This is a genomic window from Aestuariibaculum suncheonense, from assembly GCF_014596935.1.
Lineage (GTDB): Bacteria > Bacteroidota > Bacteroidia > Flavobacteriales > Flavobacteriaceae > Aestuariibaculum > Aestuariibaculum suncheonense.
This window is the reverse complement of record NZ_JACVXC010000003.1, coordinates 41,122-60,783: the sequence shown is the minus strand read 5'-3', so window position 1 is coordinate 60,783 and position 19,662 is coordinate 41,122. Positions and strand designations below refer to the sequence as shown.

Annotated in this window: 20 protein-coding genes; 8 read left to right on the top strand and 12 right to left on the bottom strand. The window is 33.5% G+C overall.

What is annotated here, in order from left to right:
• Positions 1 to 2: 2 nt before the first annotated feature.
• Positions 3 to 1,286 carry a nucleotide sugar dehydrogenase gene (locus tag ICJ84_RS08665; RefSeq protein WP_188215999.1) on the top strand — a complete coding sequence of 428 codons (1,284 nt, stop codon included), beginning with the start codon at positions 3 to 5 and terminating at the stop codon, positions 1,284 to 1,286.
• Between the two features lie 52 nt (positions 1,287 to 1,338).
• Here ICJ84_RS08665 and ICJ84_RS08660 read toward each other — a convergent pair whose 3' ends face one another.
• On the bottom strand, positions 1,339 to 1,818 hold the full coding sequence (locus ICJ84_RS08660) for an Lrp/AsnC family transcriptional regulator (RefSeq protein ID WP_188215998.1): 480 nt from the start codon (positions 1,816 to 1,818) through the stop codon (positions 1,339 to 1,341).
• Positions 1,819 to 1,888: 70 nt separating this feature from the next.
• Entirely contained in the window at positions 1,889 to 3,022 is a 1,134-nt protein-coding gene (locus tag ICJ84_RS08655) for a M14 family zinc carboxypeptidase (protein ID WP_188215997.1), read from the bottom strand.
• A gap of 334 nt (positions 3,023 to 3,356) precedes the next feature.
• On the opposite strand from ICJ84_RS08655, the gene ICJ84_RS08650 reads away from it, so the two are divergent.
• Positions 3,357 to 3,776, top strand: a complete 420-nt coding sequence (locus tag ICJ84_RS08650) for a helix-turn-helix domain-containing protein (protein WP_188215996.1) — start codon at positions 3,357 to 3,359, stop codon at positions 3,774 to 3,776.
• A 57-nt stretch (positions 3,777 to 3,833) separates the two neighbouring features.
• On the top strand, positions 3,834 to 4,202 hold the full coding sequence (locus tag ICJ84_RS08645; RefSeq protein WP_188215995.1) for a DNA topoisomerase IV: 369 nt from the start codon (positions 3,834 to 3,836) through the stop codon (positions 4,200 to 4,202).
• Between the two features lie 85 nt (positions 4,203 to 4,287).
• Here ICJ84_RS08645 and ICJ84_RS08640 read toward each other — a convergent pair whose 3' ends face one another.
• Together ICJ84_RS08640 and ICJ84_RS08635 are read right to left on the bottom strand one after the other, a co-directional pair.
• On the bottom strand, positions 4,288 to 4,788 hold the full coding sequence (locus ICJ84_RS08640; RefSeq protein ID WP_188215994.1) for a hydrolase: 501 nt from the start codon (positions 4,786 to 4,788) through the stop codon (positions 4,288 to 4,290).
• A 10-nt stretch (positions 4,789 to 4,798) separates the two neighbouring features.
• Positions 4,799 to 5,560: an MBL fold metallo-hydrolase gene (locus ICJ84_RS08635; RefSeq protein WP_188215993.1), complete on the bottom strand. Its 762-nt coding sequence runs from the start codon at positions 5,558 to 5,560 to the stop codon at positions 4,799 to 4,801.
• 96 nt (positions 5,561 to 5,656) lie between these two features.
• Between ICJ84_RS08635 and ICJ84_RS08630 the strand changes: the two genes are divergently transcribed.
• The gene (locus tag ICJ84_RS08630; RefSeq protein WP_188215992.1) at positions 5,657 to 7,120 is read left to right on the top strand and encodes a TonB-dependent receptor; all 1,464 of its coding nucleotides are present in this window, start codon (positions 5,657 to 5,659) and stop codon (positions 7,118 to 7,120) included.
• A 65-nt stretch (positions 7,121 to 7,185) separates the two neighbouring features.
• On the opposite strand, the gene bcp is transcribed toward ICJ84_RS08630, so the two are convergent.
• On the bottom strand, positions 7,186 to 7,641 hold the full coding sequence (gene bcp / locus ICJ84_RS08625; protein ID WP_188215991.1) for a thioredoxin-dependent thiol peroxidase: 456 nt from the start codon (positions 7,639 to 7,641) through the stop codon (positions 7,186 to 7,188).
• An 87-nt stretch (positions 7,642 to 7,728) separates the two neighbouring features.
• On the opposite strand from bcp, the gene ICJ84_RS08620 reads away from it, so the two are divergent.
• The gene (locus ICJ84_RS08620) at positions 7,729 to 8,388 is read left to right on the top strand and encodes an endonuclease III domain-containing protein (protein WP_188215990.1); all 660 of its coding nucleotides are present in this window, start codon (positions 7,729 to 7,731) and stop codon (positions 8,386 to 8,388) included.
• A gap of 225 nt (positions 8,389 to 8,613) precedes the next feature.
• Here ICJ84_RS08620 and ICJ84_RS08615 read toward each other — a convergent pair whose 3' ends face one another.
• A complete protein-coding gene (locus ICJ84_RS08615; protein ID WP_188215989.1) occupies positions 8,614 to 9,198 on the bottom strand; it encodes an RNA polymerase sigma factor in 585 nt (194 codons plus the stop codon).
• 318 nt (positions 9,199 to 9,516) lie between these two features.
• On the opposite strand from ICJ84_RS08615, the gene uvrA reads away from it, so the two are divergent.
• Positions 9,517 to 12,297, top strand: a complete 2,781-nt coding sequence (gene uvrA / locus ICJ84_RS08610; RefSeq protein ID WP_188215988.1) for an excinuclease ABC subunit UvrA — start codon at positions 9,517 to 9,519, stop codon at positions 12,295 to 12,297.
• 55 nt (positions 12,298 to 12,352) lie between these two features.
• On the opposite strand, the gene ICJ84_RS08605 is transcribed toward uvrA, so the two are convergent.
• Complete coding sequence (locus tag ICJ84_RS08605) at positions 12,353 to 13,330, bottom strand: DUF3667 domain-containing protein (protein ID WP_188215987.1); 978 nt, start codon at positions 13,328 to 13,330, stop codon at positions 12,353 to 12,355.
• Positions 13,331 to 13,498: 168 nt separating this feature from the next.
• Here ICJ84_RS08605 and ICJ84_RS08600 point away from each other — a divergent pair, with 168 nt between their 5' ends.
• Positions 13,499 to 14,128: a hypothetical protein gene (locus ICJ84_RS08600; protein WP_188215986.1), complete on the top strand. Its 630-nt coding sequence runs from the start codon at positions 13,499 to 13,501 to the stop codon at positions 14,126 to 14,128.
• 88 nt (positions 14,129 to 14,216) lie between these two features.
• On the opposite strand, the gene ICJ84_RS08595 is transcribed toward ICJ84_RS08600, so the two are convergent.
• Positions 14,217 to 15,320, bottom strand: coding sequence for a formylglycine-generating enzyme family protein (locus ICJ84_RS08595; RefSeq protein ID WP_188215985.1), 1,104 nt, complete (start codon positions 15,318 to 15,320; stop codon positions 14,217 to 14,219).
• 351 nt (positions 15,321 to 15,671) lie between these two features.
• Here ICJ84_RS08595 and ICJ84_RS08590 point away from each other — a divergent pair, with 351 nt between their 5' ends.
• Positions 15,672 to 17,405, top strand: a complete 1,734-nt coding sequence (locus tag ICJ84_RS08590; RefSeq protein WP_188215984.1) for an APC family permease — start codon at positions 15,672 to 15,674, stop codon at positions 17,403 to 17,405.
• Here the strand turns inward: ICJ84_RS08590 and ICJ84_RS08585 are convergent.
• Genes ICJ84_RS08585 through ICJ84_RS08570 form a run of 4 tightly spaced genes read right to left on the bottom strand, consistent with a single transcriptional unit; the run spans position 17,402 to position 19,609 of the window.
• Positions 17,402 to 17,644: a hypothetical protein gene (locus ICJ84_RS08585; protein WP_188215983.1), complete on the bottom strand. Its 243-nt coding sequence runs from the start codon at positions 17,642 to 17,644 to the stop codon at positions 17,402 to 17,404. The genes ICJ84_RS08590 and ICJ84_RS08585 overlap by 4 nt on opposite strands.
• A 39-nt stretch (positions 17,645 to 17,683) precedes the next feature.
• Complete coding sequence (locus tag ICJ84_RS08580) at positions 17,684 to 17,944, bottom strand: hypothetical protein (RefSeq protein WP_188215982.1); 261 nt, start codon at positions 17,942 to 17,944, stop codon at positions 17,684 to 17,686.
• A gap of 15 nt (positions 17,945 to 17,959) precedes the next feature.
• Positions 17,960 to 18,373, bottom strand: a complete 414-nt coding sequence (locus tag ICJ84_RS08575) for a DoxX family protein (RefSeq protein WP_241748742.1) — start codon at positions 18,371 to 18,373, stop codon at positions 17,960 to 17,962.
• Between the two features lie 24 nt (positions 18,374 to 18,397).
• Complete coding sequence (locus ICJ84_RS08570) at positions 18,398 to 19,609, bottom strand: glycoside hydrolase family protein (protein WP_188215980.1); 1,212 nt, start codon at positions 19,607 to 19,609, stop codon at positions 18,398 to 18,400.
• Between the last annotated feature and the right edge of the window lie 53 nt (positions 19,610 to 19,662).

The window sequence follows — 19,662 nt, the reverse complement described above, 5'->3', positions numbered from 1 at the left end:
TTATGAATCATATTAAAATTGCCATTATTGGCTTAGGTTACGTAGGATTACCGCTTGCAAGATTATTTGCTACTAAGTATCCTGTTGTTGGTTTTGATATCAATAAAAAACGCATTGAAGAACTAAATACAGGAAACGACATTACTTTAGAAGTTGACGAAAAAGAACTAAAAGAGGTTTTAAAAAGTTCTGAAGACAATAATTCTAACGGACTGTACTGTACATCGCTTTTAGAAGATATTAAAGATTGTAATTATTACATCGTTACAGTACCTACACCTATTGACAAAAATAACAAACCAGACCTCACACCTCTTTACAACTCGACCAAGACTATTGCTCAGGTTTTAAAAAGCAATGATATTGTTATTTACGAATCCACTGTTTATCCAGGTGTTACCGAAGATGAATGCATTCCTATTCTTGAAGAATTAAGCGGATTAAAGTATAACATCGATTTTTTCGCAGGTTACTCCCCCGAACGTATAAATCCTGGAGACAAATTACATACCGTAGATAAAATCTTAAAAGTCACCTCTGGTTCTACACCTGAAATAGGTGAAAAAGTAAACGAATTATATGCTAGTGTTATTACGGCAGGAACACATTTAGCGCCTTCTATTAAAGTGGCTGAAGCCGCTAAGGTTATCGAAAACTCACAACGTGATATTAATATTGCTTTTGTAAACGAATTGGCCAAAATATTCAATTTAATGGAAATTGATACGCATGCGGTTTTGGAAGCTGCTGGAACCAAATGGAACTTTCTCCCCTTTAAACCAGGTCTTGTTGGTGGACACTGTATTGGTGTAGATCCTTATTATTTAGCACAAAAAGCTATAGAAATAGGATATCATCCTGAAATTATACTAGCCGGACGTCGTGTAAATGACAGCATGGGGCAATATGTAGCTTCGGAAGTTATAAAACTTATGGCACAAAAAGACATTCGTATTAAAGATGCTAGAATTTTGATTTTAGGAATTACCTTCAAAGAAAACTGTCCTGACGTACGCAATACTAAAGTTGTTGATCTCATTCGTCAATTAGAAAGTTATGGCACCGAAGTTACCATATATGATCCTTGGGCCAAACCTGAAGAAGTTCAACTTGAATACAATTTAAAAACTCAAACAGAATTACCTGAAAGAAAATTTAATGCCGTTGTATTAGCAGTGTCTCACAGTGAATTTCTCAATATCGATATTAAAAATCTTCTTGAAAACAATAGCATCCTATATGATGTAAAAGGTTTTTTAAAAGAACCTGTTAACGGAAGACTATAAAAAAAGCGCTGATTTTCAATCAGCGCTTTTTTTATATTTTAGACAATTAAGCTTACATATCGTTAAAAATAGTATGCATTAATCGTTTTTTATCGTTAATGCTTTCTTCCAGTGATATCATAGTTTCAGTCCTGTAAACACCTTCAATATCATCTAACATAAAGATAACTTCTTTTGCATGCTCTGTACTTTTTGCACGGATTTTACAGAAAACATTAAATTTCCCTGTTGTAATATGTGCTACAGTAACAAACGGTATTTCATTTATTCTTTCTAAAACAAATTTAGTTTCTGAAGTCTTATTTAAAAATACTCCAACATAAGCGATGAAAGAATACCCTAATTTTTTATAATCTAACATTAAAGAAGAACCTTTAATAATTCCATGTTCTTCCATTTTTTTCACTCTTACGTGCACGGTACCTGCCGATATTAATAATTTCTTAGCAATGTCTGTAAACGGAATCCTAGTGTTATCGATTAACATATCAAGGATTTGGTGATCAATCTCGTCTAATTTAATTTTCCCCATAATTAATTATTCTTAAGTATAAAGCAAAAATAATACAATTTCCTTAAAAATAATACATAATTAATAGGGTTTATTTCGGAAATAATGAGATTTTTTCATTATTTACTATCACGAAAACGTTTTCGCTGCCTAGTTCAATAGGATTTTCGTTAACATTTAACACTTCTAAACCATTGGCTAGAATCGTTTTATGCGCATAAAAATCTTTCAAATCATCAATTTTATCAACTCTAGGAACAAAAACCACTTCGTCGTTAACTAAGCGCTCCTGAAACATGATGCCAATATCTCCTCTTAAAGAATTTCTAATAATAACATCAAAAAACAATTTTTCATTCTCAGGAATCTGCAAATAGGATTCATATTTCTCACCTGTAACCTCATTTTTTGCGATGTAATCGAACGACGTTAAATAAGAGATATAAATTAACTCACGTGTTTTTTCTCTGGCGTAATCCTCATGATAATGCCCCGCTTCAAATAAAATGGTTGGTATATTTTCACTTTGAAATGTATCTCCAACACAGTTTAAGTTAAAAGCATCATCATACACACCTACTTGCCCAGGAATCTCTTTCTGTAAAGCTTCATTCATTACACTAATAATCTCCATAGCCACTTTTCTGTTTGGAGTTATAGTGCATTCCTGATCTTGAGCTGGAGATAAAAACGATACTGTAGCCGATTTTTCAGCATTTCCTGCACTAAATATTGTTCTTTGTCCATGTAAATTATAGCAATAATGAGGCTTAAAAGCATCAAAAGCAGCTTTCAATACCAAACTTTCCGGTTGAGTTAAGTTCTGAGCATCCCTGTTCAAATCCACTTCATTAGCATTGATTCGCGTGTAGGCCTTGGCGCCGTCAGGATTTAAGATAGGTATTATATAGAAAGTGCAGCCTTCTAAAATGTGCTTAACACTAAAATCGTTGCTTAATAAGGTGTTGGTTAAATCAAACAAAGCCTTTGTTGTAGTCGATTCATTACCGTGCATTTGTGACCACATAAAAATGCGTTTTTGCCCGCTGCCAATTTTAAATGCATAGATATCGTCTTTTAAAACAGATTGTCCGATAGTTTCAATATTTAATTGATTGCTTAAGGAATCTAAAACTGGTTTAATATGATTATTGGTAATATATCGATGACTTAAGCGTGTCTCTTTGTTGTTTAAGAAAAGTGATTTTATGATATCTAATTGCATGCTATTATTTTGTTGACAAATGTAAGTATTTAATAATTCACAAATGTGAACAATTGATGATTTACAAATGTAAACAAGGCGAACGAAATAATTGTATACATTTGTAAACAGGGTTATGTAGTTATTTAAGACTTATTACGCCTAAAAACTCAAGTTGTTTAACTGAGAAATAAAAATACATATTAAAAGTTTACTTTTCAGCAATATAAGATATTTTTATTAAAGTAATACTTTATATTATTTTACAATTTCTCAGCTTTTTTTGTACACAAATGTATACTATAAATAAATTTTTATTACATTTGTAACACAGTATACATTTGTGAAATTTACAATGATAAACACAGAAGAATTCACCCTACGGTTAGAGAGAGTCATCAATTTTTATGGCGAATCAGCCTCTTCCTTTGCAGAAAAGATTGGAGTGCAACGCTCTAGCATCTCCCATATTTTATCTGGTCGAAATAAACCCAGTTTAGAATTTGTCCTTAAAATACTTTCTGCTTATCCTGAAGTTGAGTTGTATTGGTTGTTAAATGGCAAAGGCAGTTTTCCTGCGAAAAAGGAAACTAAACCATCTCCTTTGGAAAAAACACCTGTAGAAAGTCAACCGGAGGTAAATGCACCTCCAATTCCTAAAGCGCCCGTAAATCTCACAGAGGAAAAAATATTTTCTGAAAATACAAATAACAAAACTATAGAGCGTATTGTTGTTTTTTATTCAGACGGTACTTTTAAGAACTATCATAATTAAAATTAAGATTGTTTAGTACCTTTGCTTCAAATTTTAAAAACCTTATAATTCGTTCAGATGAAATTTTTGTACGCTCTAACCTTTTTAAGCTTGTTTAGCTGTTTTGAAACCACACGTAATTGCAGCGATTATAAAACCGGAGCATATTATAGTGAAGTCTCTATTAATGGAGAATTATTTAAATCGACATTTAGGCGTACCGAAAATCTTCAGGTGGAAACTTATAATAATAAGGTGGATTCTTCGTCTTTACGATGGATTAATGATTGTGAAGTTATTTTTAAAACCATCAATCCGAAAAACATGGCTGAACGAAAAGATATTCATTTAAAAATCTTAACGACCACCGACACTTCATATACTTACGAATACTCGTATGTTGGCGAAACCAAAAAACAAAAAGGAATCGCCTACCGTGTAAACTAAATAGACTCAGTCTAGGAATATGAGTATTAAAGGAAAATGAAGTTTAATTTCGAAATGTTAAAACTTCATTATCGAACAACATTAATTAATCGAATGGATACAAAAACGACTCGACAACATTAAATTCTATTTGTTGATCTTCATTTATATAGTAGGTCAAAAACATTTCACCCCAATACTTGCCATCGGTAAAATCGGCAATAATCCATTTATGATTTAATAACTTTATAGTGTTAATCATCATGCGTTTTCCTTCGCTTGCAGCATAAGGTACAATTGGGTGTTCATCTCTAGTTTCATTCAGTTTATATAATTCATCTTTTATAACCGGAATCAATTCACTAACGTTATATCCTTGATTTTCAAAATAACTAATAGCATCTTCATTTCTTTTTAAATTGAAATGTGATAAATCTGTTATTTCATGCTGCATATTCACTAAGGAATCTTTGTATTGCTGCAACTGTTCCTTATAATCGCCTATGTTTTTATTCATATCTTCAAACACACGTTTCGAGTTAACAAACTGAAATAGCACCAATAACATGGTAAACACAAACAAATACATGAAAATTCTTTGCTTCATCTTTTATTTTTTAAATGGTAATTTGTAATTCATCATACGCCAAAAATACGTTTTCTGGCAATGCTTTTTCTACTTCTTCGTGAAAACCTAACAAATGACTAATATGAGTTAAATATGCTTTTTCCGGATTTACCTTTTTAATAAAGTCTAGAGCTTCATCTAAATTAAAATGCGAATAGTGTGGCTCGTGACGTAACGCATTCACCACTAAAACTTTTACGTTTTTAATTTTTTCTACCTCCTTGTCTTTAATCGTTTTCATGTCGGTTAAGTATGCAAAATCCCCAAACCTAAATCCGAATACCTGTAAATCACCATGTTTCCCGTTTATAGGGATAACTTCTAAATTCTTTAACTGAAACGGTTTGTTTTTAATTCGGTTTGCGATAACCCCAGGTGCTCCTGGGTATTTGTTTTTGGTAGCGAAAATATAATCATACTTCTTCACTAAAGACTTTAAAACACGCTTATGGGCATAAATGGGAATGTCGCCTTGCCTGAAATAAAACGGACGAATATCATCAAGCCCGGCCACATGATCGGCATGTTCGTGTGTGAATACAATACCATCTATTCTTTTACAACCAGATCGAAGCATTTGGTATCTAAAATCTGGCCCGCAATCTACAGCATAAGTATAATTATCCCATTCTACTAAAACAGAAACTCTTAATCGTTTGTCTTTGGGGTTTTTACTTAAACAAACAGGGTGGTCACTTCCTATAATAGGAACTCCCTGAGATGTGCCGGTACCGAGAAAAGTTACTTCCAATAGATTCTTAAGTTTATCACAAAAATAAGAATGTTTTTTTGTTTCACTCACTTATTTAATATCTTTACTCCTTTATAGAAATTAACCTAAAAACCTATGGAAATAAGCATAAAAGGTGATAGAGAATTTGATGATATTCCTTCGTTAAAAACTAAAGCGCTTCGAATTAACTTAAACGAAAATATTTACGGGACGTTCGCCGAAATTGGTGCCGGACAAGAAACATGTAGACATTTTTTTAGAGCTGGGGGTGCTTCTGGAACAATAGCAAAGGCAATGTCGGCTTACGATAAAGATTTTAGTGACGCTATATATGGTGCAGAAGATGATGGACGTTATGTAACCGAAGCACGTTTAAGAAAAATGTTGACCCATGAGATGAATCTTATGGAGAATCGTTTAACGCGTGAAAAAAATCCGAATAAAATATTCTTTACCTATGCTAATACAGTAGCAACTATCGATTTTGCGAAACAATTTAAAGGCCACGGTTGGGTGGGCATTAAATACCAGGTTGAGGCTGGAGGCGATTATAACGAAATTATTTTACATCTTCGTTTTAAAGAAAACGACGCCAGACTGCAGCAAGAGACGCTTGGTGTTTTAGGAACTAACTTAATTTACGGTGCTTTTTATAAATATAACGAGCCTAAAAAATTACTTCGTTATTTATATGATCATTTAGATAAAGACCGTTTAGAAATTGACACCATAAACTTTTCTGGTCCAGTTTTTAAGAATGTAGACAACCGTTTAATGAGTTTACAACTGGTTAAAAACGGGATGACCGATGCCGTAATGTTTGGGCCTGACGGAACTAACGTTTTACCTGCAAAAGTATTCTACAAGAAAAATATATTAGCACTTCGTGGAAGTTTCAGACCGGTAACTAAGGTAAACATGGAGATGTATGAGAAATCATATGAGATGTTTATCAAAGAAAATAAAGTTGATAAAGAAAAAACCGAAGTTGTTTTCGAAATTACCTTATCTAACTTACGAGCTGAAGGAGAAATTGATGAACAGGATTTTATCGATAGAGCAGATTTACTTTGTGCCCTAGGACATTCGGTAATGATTTCAAATTTCCAGGAGTACTACAAAGTTGTTGAATATTTCTCTAACTATACCAAATCCAGAATGGGATTAGCAATGGGCGTTAGCAACCTAGTCGATATTTTTGACGAGAAATATTACAGACATTTAAGTGGTGGTATACTTGAGGCTTTTGGTAAATTATTCTTCAAGGATTTAAAAGTATATTTATATCCTATGCACGATCAAGAAACCGGAGAATTAATTACCAGTGAAAACTTAAAAGTGTATCCTCGTATGAAAGAATTATATAAGTTCTTTAAATACAACGGTAAAGTAATAGATATTGAGGAATACGACCCAACCATCATGAATATTTTCTCCAGAGAAATTTTAAATATGATTGCAAGCGGAGAAAGCGGTTGGGAAGATATGGTACCTGATGGAACTGCAGAATTAATCAAAGATTACAGATTATTTGGCTACTCTAGAAAACCACTAACCTTAATCAGAAAAAGAAAGTAATTTTTCATATATAGAAATAAAAAAAAGCAGCTTAAATAGCTGCTTTTTTTATGGAATATTTTAATCTAAGCCTCTAAAATTTGAGCAGCGTGGTCTTTCGTTTTTACTTTATCTATCACACGTTCTACCACTCCGTTTTCATCAATAATAAAGGTCATGCGATGAATACCGTCATACTCGCGCCCCATAAATTTCTTTGGGCCCCATACACCAAAAGTATTAATTACTGTTTTATCTTCATCTGCTAATAACGGAAAAGGAAATTCATATTTATCTTTAAAATTACTTTGGCGCTTAGCACTATCGGCACTTACTCCTAATAGTTCGTATCCTTTATCTTTTAAGACTTCATAGTTATCTCTAAGATTACAGGCTTCAGCCGTACAACCCGGTGTACTTGCTTTTGGGTAAAAAAATACGATTAGTTTTTTTCCTTTATAATCATTTAATGTAATAGTGTTTCCTTGTTCGTCTGTTGAAGAAAAATTAGGAACAACATCACCTACTTTTAATGTATTCATCTATATAATTTTTACAATTTAAATCCATTTACAAAGCGTAATACAATAGATATATTAACTTTGCTTTTCTACAAAATTATGCAATTTATGACCAAGGAACAAAAGATTGAATTTGTAATAACAACCCTAAAAGAATTATATCCAACCATTCCAGTGCCTTTAGATCACAAAGATCCTTACACCTTATTAATAGCCGTACTGATGTCTGCACAAAGTACCGATGTTCGCGTGAATCAAATTACTCCTCTGCTATTTGAAAAAGCTGATAATCCTTATGATATGGTGAAATTAACGGTTGATGAAATTCGTGAAATCATTAAACCTGTTGGTCTGTCTCCTATGAAAAGTAAAGGGATTCATGGTTTATCTAAAATCCTGATTGAAAAGCATAATGGTGAAGTGCCTCAGAATTTTGAAGATTTAGAAGAATTACCAGCTGTTGGGCATAAAACCGCCGGTGTTGTATTGTCACAGGCTTTTGGAATTCCTGCATTTCCGGTGGATACACATATTCACAGATTAATGTATCGTTGGAATTTAAGCAACGGTAAAAGTGTTGTTCAAACCGAGAAAGATGCTAAACGTTTATTTCCTATGGAATTGTGGAATGACTTACATCTTCAAATTATATGGTACGGACGCGAATATTCACCTGCCCGAGGCTGGGATTTAGATAAAGACATTATTACCAAAACTATAGGAAGAAAGTCTGTGATAGACGATTATTATAAATCAAAAAAGTCCTAATTTTCATTAGGACTTTCCAACTTAATTCAGAAGCGCTTCAAACTTCTTTTTATTACAATTTATAACACTTAAAGCCTTTGAATAATCAAGAAGAAATCTTATCGTTTCTTCTCTTGGTTCCATTACATTCGATTTTTTAATAGAATTTTCAGAGTAAAGTTTTGCCATTATATTAATTTAAGGATGAATACAAATTATTAACGTGGCAAAAATCAGTTTATTGCATTAATTCGTTAAAATAATATTATGCTTGTCAATTATTTTTCTTAGGTTAATTAAAGCATAACGCATACGCCCTAAAGCTGTATTAATACTTACACCTGTTTTATCTGAAATTTCTTTAAAGCTTAAATCATCGTAAATACGCATTAACAATACTTGTTTCTGATCATCTGGAAGTTCTTCAACCAAACGTCTTACATCATTTTCAACTTGTTCTTTAATAATGCTTTTTTCAGCATTTAGGCTATTATCACCTAATACAGAAAAAATATTAAATTCATCTGTATTGTCGAATTTTGGCATACGATTGTTTTTTCTGAAGTAGTCAATTACTAGATTATGTGAAATACGCATTACCCAAGGCAGAAATTTACCTTCTTCGTTGTAAGCGCCACGTTTTAAAGTACGTATCACTTTAATAAACGTATCCTGAAAAATATCTTCAGCTACATCTCTGTCGTAAACTTTGGAGAAAATAAAACTGTAAATTTTTTGTTTGTGCCTGTTTATAAGAATTTCCAGAGCACTTTCGTCACCTTTAATGTAATTACTTACTAAGATAGAATCCTGTATATTATCGTATTGCATAATCATTACTTTTTAAGCCAGAAGAGAACTTCCAAGCTTTTGGGGTTATAAATTTTAAAGTAATGTTATACTATAGGCGCGATTGTGTTAGTTTGTATAATTGATTAATAGACTCAAATATAACAACAATCATTCCTAAAACAAAAATATTGCGACTTTTTTTATTCTTAAGTCGATAATTTGCATCACTTTTATCTTAAAAAATTGATATTCAACTAAATTTGAAGTGAAAATGTTGAGATAATTTCATTTAAAGAATAATATAATTAACAGAATAAATACTTTAGTATCTTTGCGATATCATTCCTTTTAAGACTTATGAATACCACTATTTCTGAAGTAAATCCGAAAGAAAATATCATCATAAAAGGTGCAAAATTGCACAATTTAAAAAACATAGATGTTGTTATACCGCGAAACAAACTGGTGGTTATCACAGGTTTATCAGGTTCAGGAAAGTCTAGCTTAGCTTTCGATACGCTATACGCTGAAGGGCAACGTCGCTATGTTGAAAGTTTATCGAGTTATGCACGTCAATTTTTAGGGCGTTTGAACAAACCTAAAGTCGATTATATCAAAGGAATTGCCCCGGCTATTGCCATCGAACAAAAGGTAAATTCAACCAATCCTCGATCGACCGTAGGAACCAGTACCGAAATTTATGACTATTTAAAGTTGTTATTTGCCCGTATTGGTAAGACCTACTCGCCTATTTCAGGTTTGGAAGTTAAAAAAGACACGGTAACTGATGTTCTGGAGTATTTAAAAACGTTTCCTGAACGTGAAAAACTATTGCTGCTTTCGCCAATTCATTTAGAAGAAGGTCGAGCAATGAATGACAAGATTAACACGCTTGCCCAACAAGGTTATGCAAGAATAAAAGTTAACAGCAATATTATTCGCATTGATGAAGCTGAATACTTGACTGAAAAAGATGATGTTCTATTGGTTGTCGATCGTATTGTTATAAAAAATGAAGAAGACTTCTATAATCGTTTAGCAGACTCTATTCAAACGGCGTTTTTTGAAGGTAAAGGCGAATGTTTTATTGAGACCTTATCAGATAATGACTTGCGACATTTCTCCAATAAATTTGAATTGGACGGCATGAGCTTTTTAGAGCCAAATGTGCATCTGTTTAGTTTCAATAACCCTTACGGCGCTTGTCCTAAATGTGAAGGTTACGGTGATATTATTGGTATTGACGAAGATTTAGTAATACCTAATACTGCTTTATCCATTTATGAAAATGCTATTTTTCCTTGGCGTGGCGAAAGTATGAGTTGGTACAGAGACCAATTGGTAAATAACTCTCATAAATTCGATTTCCCTATCCATAAACCTTATTTTCAATTAAATGATGAGCAAAAACAGCTCATCTGGGATGGCAATAAATATTTCGAGGGCTTAAATTCCTTTTTTGCTGAATTAGAAGCTAAAGCTTATAAAATACAAAATCGTGTGATGCTGTCACGCTACCGCGGAAAAACCAAATGTAAAGCCTGTAATGGTAAGCGTTTACGTGTTGAAGCGAATTATATAAAAATTGCTGAAGCCACCATTACCGACTTGGTAGAGATGCCTTTGGATCGATTGACTGTGTTTTTCAAAAATCTTGAATTAAACGAACATGACACTAAAATTGCTGATCGCCTTTTAAAAGAAATCAATAATCGCTTAACATTTTTATCGAATGTAGGTTTAGATTATTTAACACTTAATCGTAAATCTAATACCTTATCTGGAGGAGAAAGTCAACGTATTAATCTAGCCACTTCATTAGGTAGCAGCCTTGTAGGCTCGATGTATATTTTAGATGAACCAAGTATTGGTTTGCATCCTAAAGATACCGAAAGATTAATATTAGTCTTAAAGCAATTACGTGATTTAGGCAACACTGTAATTGTTGTAGAACACGACGAAGATATTATGAAAGCAGCAGACACCATTATTGATATCGGTCCCGAAGCCGGAACGTTTGGTGGTGAGGTTGTGGCTTGCGGAACTTATTCTGAATTACTTGATTCAAAATCGTTAACAGCTCAGTATTTAAATGAATCATTGAAAATTGAAATTCCAGAAAAACGTCGTGCTTCTAAATATTACGTAGACATTTTAGGAGCTCGCGAAAACAATTTAAAGAACATTGATGTGCGTTTTCCTTTAGGTATGCTGACTGTAGTAACCGGAGTTTCGGGAAGTGGAAAAAGCACACTAGTGAAAAAGATTTTATTCCCTGCTCTACAGAAAAAACTAACCGATTTCAGTGATAAAGCAGGTCAGTTTACCGATTTAGACGGGAATTTTAGCAACATAAAGCATATTGAATTTGTAGATCAAAACCCTATTGGGCGTTCATCCAGATCCAATCCGGTTACCTATATCAAAGCTTATGATGACATTAGAGCTTTGTACTCTAAACAAAAATTAAGCAAACTTAGAAATTATCAGGCAAAACATTTTTCATTTAATGTAGATGGCGGACGTTGTGAGACTTGTAAAGGCGAAGGTGAAGTAACCATTGAAATGCAATTCATGGCCGATGTGCACTTGGAATGTGAAACCTGTAAAGGAAAACGATTTAAAAAAGAAGTTTTAGAAGTACAATTCGCTAATAAAAATATCGACGACATTTTAAATCTGACCATCGATGATGCAATCACCTTTTTTGAAGCTAACGATGAAACTAAGATCAAAAACAAACTACAACCACTTCAGGATGTAGGTCTTGGCTATGTTACTTTAGGACAAAGTTCCTCGACGCTTTCCGGCGGTGAAGCGCAACGCATTAAGTTAGCTTCTTTTTTAGGCAAAGGCAATAGTAAGGAAAAAGCTCTTTTTATTTTCGATGAGCCAACTACAGGATTACATTTTCATGACATTAAAAAGCTTCTTAAATCATTTAATGCTTTGATTGAAATAGGACACTCTATTATTGTTGTAGAACATAATATTGAACTTATAAAATGTGCCGATCACATTATCGATTTAGGGCCGAATGGCGGTGAACATGGGGGCAATTTAGTAGCAACGGGAACACCTGAAGATATTGTAAAAACGGATTCTTTAATAGGAAAATACTTAAAAGACAAACTCTAGCAAAAATCTCAAATTAAGCAATAAAAGACTTAAGTTTTCTTAGGTCTTTTTTATTCTAATAAAATAAAAAGGCAACTATAAACATCACCGCACTTGCAGCTGGAATAACCATAATAAGAAAAGAAAATACCGTAATAATACTTTTAAACAAACTTTTCAATTTACTCTGCTTATAAAACTGTAAAACAGCTATATAGAAATAAATAAAAACCAAAATAGTAACTAACGAATTTAGCCAGGATTGAGGTTTCCAAATCAAATCTACCAAAACCAAAAAGCTAAACGTCATAAATACAAAAGCAAAGAAATACAAGCTAAATACTAAATGGAATGAAAATGGCGTGCGTTTGTAATAAAGTAATTTTAAAATCAAAGCAAAAATAGGCAACAGAAAAAACATAGCTATAGGAATACTATCGTAAAATGCTTGTAAAATGGAGCCGCCATTACGTTGCTCGTAAAACTTCAAAATTTGCGTGTAAAACCTACGTTTAAAAAATCCTGCATCACTATCCATCCCCATCACTTTGTAAATCGCTTCTTTGGGAGCGTCTATTGCTATTAACGAATCTACTGCTCTTTCATTAAAAGAGAAATCATCTTTAATAATATAATCAGCAGTAGTTACATTTTTTAAAGAATCTATTTTCTGGGTTTTCAAACTATCATGATCAACAACAGGAATCTCTGCTTTTTTTAAAACATTATTTACCGTTTTAACCTGATCGCGACTTATAAAGGAAAATAAAAAGAAAAACACCACCGAAATAAACAAATACATTTGAGCAGGATGCAGGTAAAGTAATCGTCTGCCTTCCACAAATCGATTAGCCAGGTATCCCGGCTTAAACATTAATGGAATGAAGCTTTTAAAAAAGCGGGCATCAACCGAAAAATAGTTACTTATTGTATTTTGGAACAACACTGAAACAGTAAGTTCATCATTTGATTTCTGTCCGCAATACGGACAAAAATTAAAACCTTGCTCAAATTTATTTTCACAATTTTTACAAGTTTCCAGAGATTTTTTCATCTGATAAAGGTTGGTTATCATAAAAATAATAAAAATCTAGATACCCTAAAAAACCAAATACTACTGATAAACAATTACTTACATTTTTGGCACGCAAATTGTAAAATAGATAATCGAAGCGGAAACCGAAAAGCTAATGAGTAGGTACAATCTGAAAAATGAATGATTATGAAAACACTAGTACTTTTATTTGCAGGCATACTGCTTAACATGAATAGTGTAATGGCTTTAGATTTAAATTTAACAACAAATACCCCTAAACACTATCGTTATGTACAACCTATTACTTTTGTAGAACACGGTATCGAATTCTCGGTATTTCCTGATGGAAATTTTGATTATGAATTCCTTTATACTGAAGACTATTATAATTTTAATACCCGAAGAAGTTCTATTAATGCATCTTATAGCGGACCAAGAGTGAATATTAACTATACTTCAACTTCGCCAAACAGAAATTATATCTCAAGAGATAGAAATGGCATGATTCGTGTTGTAGGAAATGTACCAATTAATTACGACCGTACAGGAAATGTAACTCAAATAGGCTCTGTTTTTATTGGTTACGGCCGAGGAAGAAACAACACACTAAACCAAGTTGGCGGATTAATAGTTAATTACAACAACTGGGGACAAATTGTTTCTACAAGAGGATATATAAATATAGATAATCGTCATGCAGATTATTGTGATGTTCAAAACGATTCATGGAATAACAACATGCATTTCGATAACGATGATAAATATTACTATTACAAGAAAAATGGTAAAGTAAAGAAAATGAAAAAGAGAAATTAGATTTTTATTAGTTAGTTAAAGATTCCCGGACTCGGTTTTCCACGAGCTCGGGATTTTTTTATCTGTTTCCATAAAAATCTGAATTTAATTATTTTAGCATATCCGGAGTCAGAACGGTTCTAAAACCAATGTGATCTGAACTTGAATTAGGCTCCATTCCCATTTTTGCTGAAATCCTGAAGCTCGCACAATACGAAGCGTTACACAAAAATGAACCGCCTTTTATAACATGTTCTTCAATATAAGGTTTACCTATGCTATAACCTTTATCTGCTCCTATGGGGTTAGTTAACACCTCATTAGGATCGATTTGAGTATAATAGTTTTCGTTAAATAAATCGCTAGTCAATTCCCAAACATTCCCCAACATATCATAAATCCCAACGGTATTTGCTGGATAGGATTTAACTGGTGCAATCAATTCAAAACCATCTTTCGATTCATTTTTAACAGGAAAAACACCTTGCCAGGTATTCGCTTTTTCGTTTAACACCTCCTGATTATTACCCCAAGTGTAAATATTTTCTCTATGCGTTCCTTGTGCTGCCGATTCCCATTCTGCTTCGGTTGGTAACCTGCGTCCAGCCCATTTACAATACGCCAAGGCATCTTCTAATGCGATATGTACCACCGGAAAATTATCCTTGCCTTCAATTGAACTATTCGGTCCTTCAGGATGTTTCCAATCAGCCCCCACTTGCCAGCGCCACCATTGTTCGTAGTTTCGCATATTAGCGACCTGTTTTACATCCTTATTAAAGATTAAACTTCCAGGTTTCAATACCGAATCATGTGGTTTTGGTGTACCCTCTGGAAGTTCTTTTTTTAAATCTTCCCAGTCAATCGGTCGTTCAGCTACAGTAACATAATTGGTAGCTTCTACAAAAGCCTTAAATTGCTTATTAGTAACTTCGGTAGCATCTATAAAAAAACCATCGACAGACACTGTATGTCCTGGCTTTTCTCTAGGTAACGCTAATTTATCATTTTGTTTTGCGCCTTGCGTAAACGTTTTTGCTTCTACCCACACCATACCCGCTGGTGTTTTTAAGCCTTCTGGAACACCTGTGGAATTTAATTGAGATGTACCTTTTGAAATAGATGTGATTTGTTTATTTTCATTTTTGCAATTAAACAGTGCAGCTGCAGAAAAGATAAAAATGTACTTATATGTATTAAAATTTATTTTCATTAATAGAAACTTTTAACGTTTTGAAAATGAATCCAGGTGAAACATCTCTTAATTACAGAGACAAATATAACAATTGCCGTTAATCAATCTTTAAGTTTTCAAATATACAATTCTCAATTAATTGAGGCATGTTTTGTTGTCTATGCTTTTCACATCATTTCATCAGTAAATTTCTGAGATGGTCTCTTTTTAGTTTATTTTGAAACATAATATAAATACTATGTATGAAATCGCGTCAGATATTAGGATATAATAATTTTGTTTTAAATCGATTAACCACACAAAAAATCATAAATTAGTAGTACTATAGTTTAGATTAAACACTTGCCAAACAATTAAAATGGCCTAATTATGTCTAAAAAGCAACTTAACGAATTAGCTGCAACGGCTATTTGTGGTAACGATATTAGTTCTTCTTGTTTGTATGTTTCAGCCCTATCTATCGTGTATGCAGGGCAATATGCATGGATTTCACTACTTCTGGTTTCGGCTGTTTTATTTTTATATCGAAAAATTTATGGTGAAGTTGTTGGAGCTTTACCTTTAAATGGGGGTGCTTACAATGCTTTATTAAACACCACTAAAAAATCGACAGCCTCTTTTGCAGCAACCTTAACGGTGTTATCCTATATGGCTACAGCTGTGATTTCATCGACCGAAGCTATTAAATATGCTCATAGTTTATGGAGTGACATTCCTATTGTATACGCTACTATCATTTTACTATTTGTGTTTATGGGACTGGTAATTTTAGGTATTGGAGAATCGTCTAAAGTGGCTGTTTTTATCTTCATCTTTCATTTAAGCTCCCTAGTAGTCCTATGTTTATTCAGTTTGTATTTCTTATTTACTAATGGATTTGACGTGCTTATTGAAAATTTTAAGGCTCCGGTAAAAGGCAGTATAGCAACCGCATTATTCTTTGGATTTTCTGCAGCCATGTTGGGAATTAGTGGTTTTGAAAGTTCAGCGAACTATGTTGAAGAACAAAAAAAAGGTGTTTTTAGAAAGACCTTAAAAAATATGTGGATTATCGTTACGGTATTCAATCCCTTATTGGCATTTTTAGCTTTATCAATCATTCCATTAGCAACTATTAGCCATAAGGAAGACACTTTACTGTCTTTTATGGGGCATTTAACCGGAGGCAACTGGTTATTATATCTGGTATCTATCGATGCGGCTTTAGTATTAAGTGGGGCTGTACTTACGTCTTATGTTGGTGTTGGCGGACTGGTTGAACGCATGGCACTTGATAGAATTCTTCCTAAAGTGCTTCTTACAAAGAATAAACGCGGAAGTTCATATCTTATTTTTATAGCTTTCTTTTTATTATCTACCTCGATCCTAATGATTACTCAGGGTGATTTAGAATCTCTGGCAGGCATTTATACCATAGCTTTTTTGTGTGTGATGATTTTATTCAGTTTTGGCAATATGCTTTTAAAAATAAACCGGAGAAATTTACCTCGACCAGAAGTTGCTGGCTGGGTACAATTGCTCATTGCTATTGCAGGTGTAGGTATTGCATTAATAGGAAATATTATTTTGAACCCTGAAGATTTAAATGTGTTTTTAGAATATTTTATTCCAGCCATGTTAGTTATTGGGTTTATGCTTTATCGTATCGCGATATTAAAAGCGGTTCTGTTTTTCTTAGACTATATCACCCCTGAAAAGAAAACCATTTTTAAATATCTCAATGTGAAAATTAAACACGCTATTCATCGTATCAACTCACAACGCTTTGTGTTTTTCACCAATCACGATGATGTTGCCACGCTCAACAAAGTCCTGCAATACATTGAAAGCAATGAAAATACAAGACGTTTAAAAATTGTATCTGTTTTAGGAAACAAAACTCATGGTTCAGAAAAGTTAAAAATAGATGTGGAAGTTTTAGACCGTGCTTACCCAGACATTGATATTGAATTTATTGAAGAACCCGGTACTTTTGGTCCTGAGAAAATTAAAGAACTTTCAGAACGCTGGCGTATACCTATTAATTTTATGTTTATTGGTTCACCAGGTGATAAATTCCCTTATCGTATTGAAGAATTAGGCGATGTTAGACTCATTATTTAATGAGTTAAATCTATACGATGTTCCCAATCCCAGGTTTTGTTCTCGTATCGGGAAACTAAAACAAGCTGACTGACTTCAAAGTATTTTGTATAGTTTTTTGACCTAAAAAACTCGTAACTATTCTGAAGCATTTCACTTGTTCTTGTTTTAGAAATTGTGATATGAGGTGTCGTACAAGGATTTAAAGATTTTAAAGTTCTATGTACATCTCTAATCCAAATAATTTTAATTTCGTTCATAAGCTTATTAAAATCTTCGGAGCACACAATACTTAATACCTAAGCTTTAGAAGAGGTGAACGTGTCAAAACCCTGTATTTTCATTTGAAATACTTTAAACAAAGAAAGCGCACTTAAATACTTTATTAAATATGTTTCATAAGCCGTATCCATTTTGAAAAAGCCCAAAGTGACATGCGGCTTTGATTTGGAATACGGTTCATCTCCAAAGGTCTCGATAAATGTCTTTTTAAAAGCCAAAACCTCGTCATAAACCGGCGATGGCGGTACAATTCTTAGATTATATGTCTTTATATCCAACCCGTAACAACTCTTTTATTTCTCTAATAAATTATCTAATTTCCAATGCTTTTCTTTTATTAAACTTAAAGCAAATGCCGCTGCCGAAGCTGTAAATACTGAAAAGTCTAAAGCGCCCTTTATTCCAGTAGAAAAGGTCATCGATAATCCAAACACCAATAGTAAAAGACCACTAAGTTTAGCAACCCACTCCGTTTTAAATCCAATGATCAAACACATTGCAAAAAGAAGTTCTGCTGCTGTCGCTATAACGCCAACACTATTGATTACGGATTCCGGAAACCAAGGGTTTATAATTTGTGTGTAATTAATAAAGTTATTCCAATTTCCCCAAACCGATACTTCCGATGGCCATAACCCAAATCGATCGGCCACTGCCGAAAGAAAAGCCGTTGAAATCGCCAAACGAAGACATATTTTCACAAGCATGTTTTTCATTTTGCCTGAAGGTAACTATTTATTTTCAACCTTTAACGGGATATGCACATTAAACGATTCGCCTTTTTGTGTGGGGCTAACGTTAATCAAAGCACAGGCGGCATACAACACTTTAGGGTTTCCTTTGCCATCAATTAAAAGCTGCGGACGCTCTAATCGATTGACATGAAGGGTATCTCCAGATTTGAGAACGACTTCTTTTTTAAGGAAAAAGGATTGTTCGGGTTTTGTCCATTTTATACCATCAATAGATTCTAATATAGCTAAACCCGGTTGGCCTGTGGTAATTTTTCCTGTGAAATCTTTTAACACGACATAGAACTTTTTACGTGTATTATGATACCAAACATAAGGATCTTCTCCACTGGCAATTGTACCGTCTTCATTTCTAATATCAAATACGAAATTATCGGTTGGTGTAAAAGGCCCTGTTGGGCTATCGCCGATAGCAACACCATGTACACCACGCCATCCTGGATTATAAAAGTTTCCTTTAAAATACAAAAGATACTTTCCATCAGAAGGACGTTGCACTACTGACGGATTAACCACAATGATATTATCTGGCTTTGGTTCTGTACCTTCAGGTGAAGGATTAACGATATGGTCAGGCTTCACTCTTGTTCTTGCTTCTAAAAGCGGGGTGTCGAATCGTTTGTATTTTCCATTCATTAAATCTTCAAAACTATCGAATTCAATAACGCCAATACATTGACTCTGCTGTACTCTATTGCGTTTATTTAAGGCTTCACCTTTACTTCCTGCAGGTTGAATCCCCGGATCTTTCCCCGCACCATAATACAGGTAATATTTATTATTGAATTTCTTAAGATGAGGATTATGAACCATTTGTGCATCCCAAGCCGTGGAGTCACCTTCTAAAACTCGTCCTTTTAAAATAATTTTCTGAAACTTAAAATCTCTATCCGGATAATCTGAAACCGCATAGGCAATTTTAGATTTAAGTACCCATGAATCTGAAAATTGCGGAATAGAATCGCCGCATTCCCAGGTAGAATACAACATATGGTATTTGTTATCATCACCTTTTACCACACTGCCTCCCCAAACAAATCGGTCAGGATCGTTTAATACTGAAGGTCCTACAATCAGATTGCTTTCTACTTGACCATCAATAGGTAAAGCTTTAACGGTTAACGGTTGCTGATGCTTAGTTGCACAACTATATAAAGTTAATCCCAGACATAAATTAAATAACAGCTTCATATATTTTAAATCTTAAAAGAAAGTTTAGGGTTTAAAGTACATTAATAAATAAT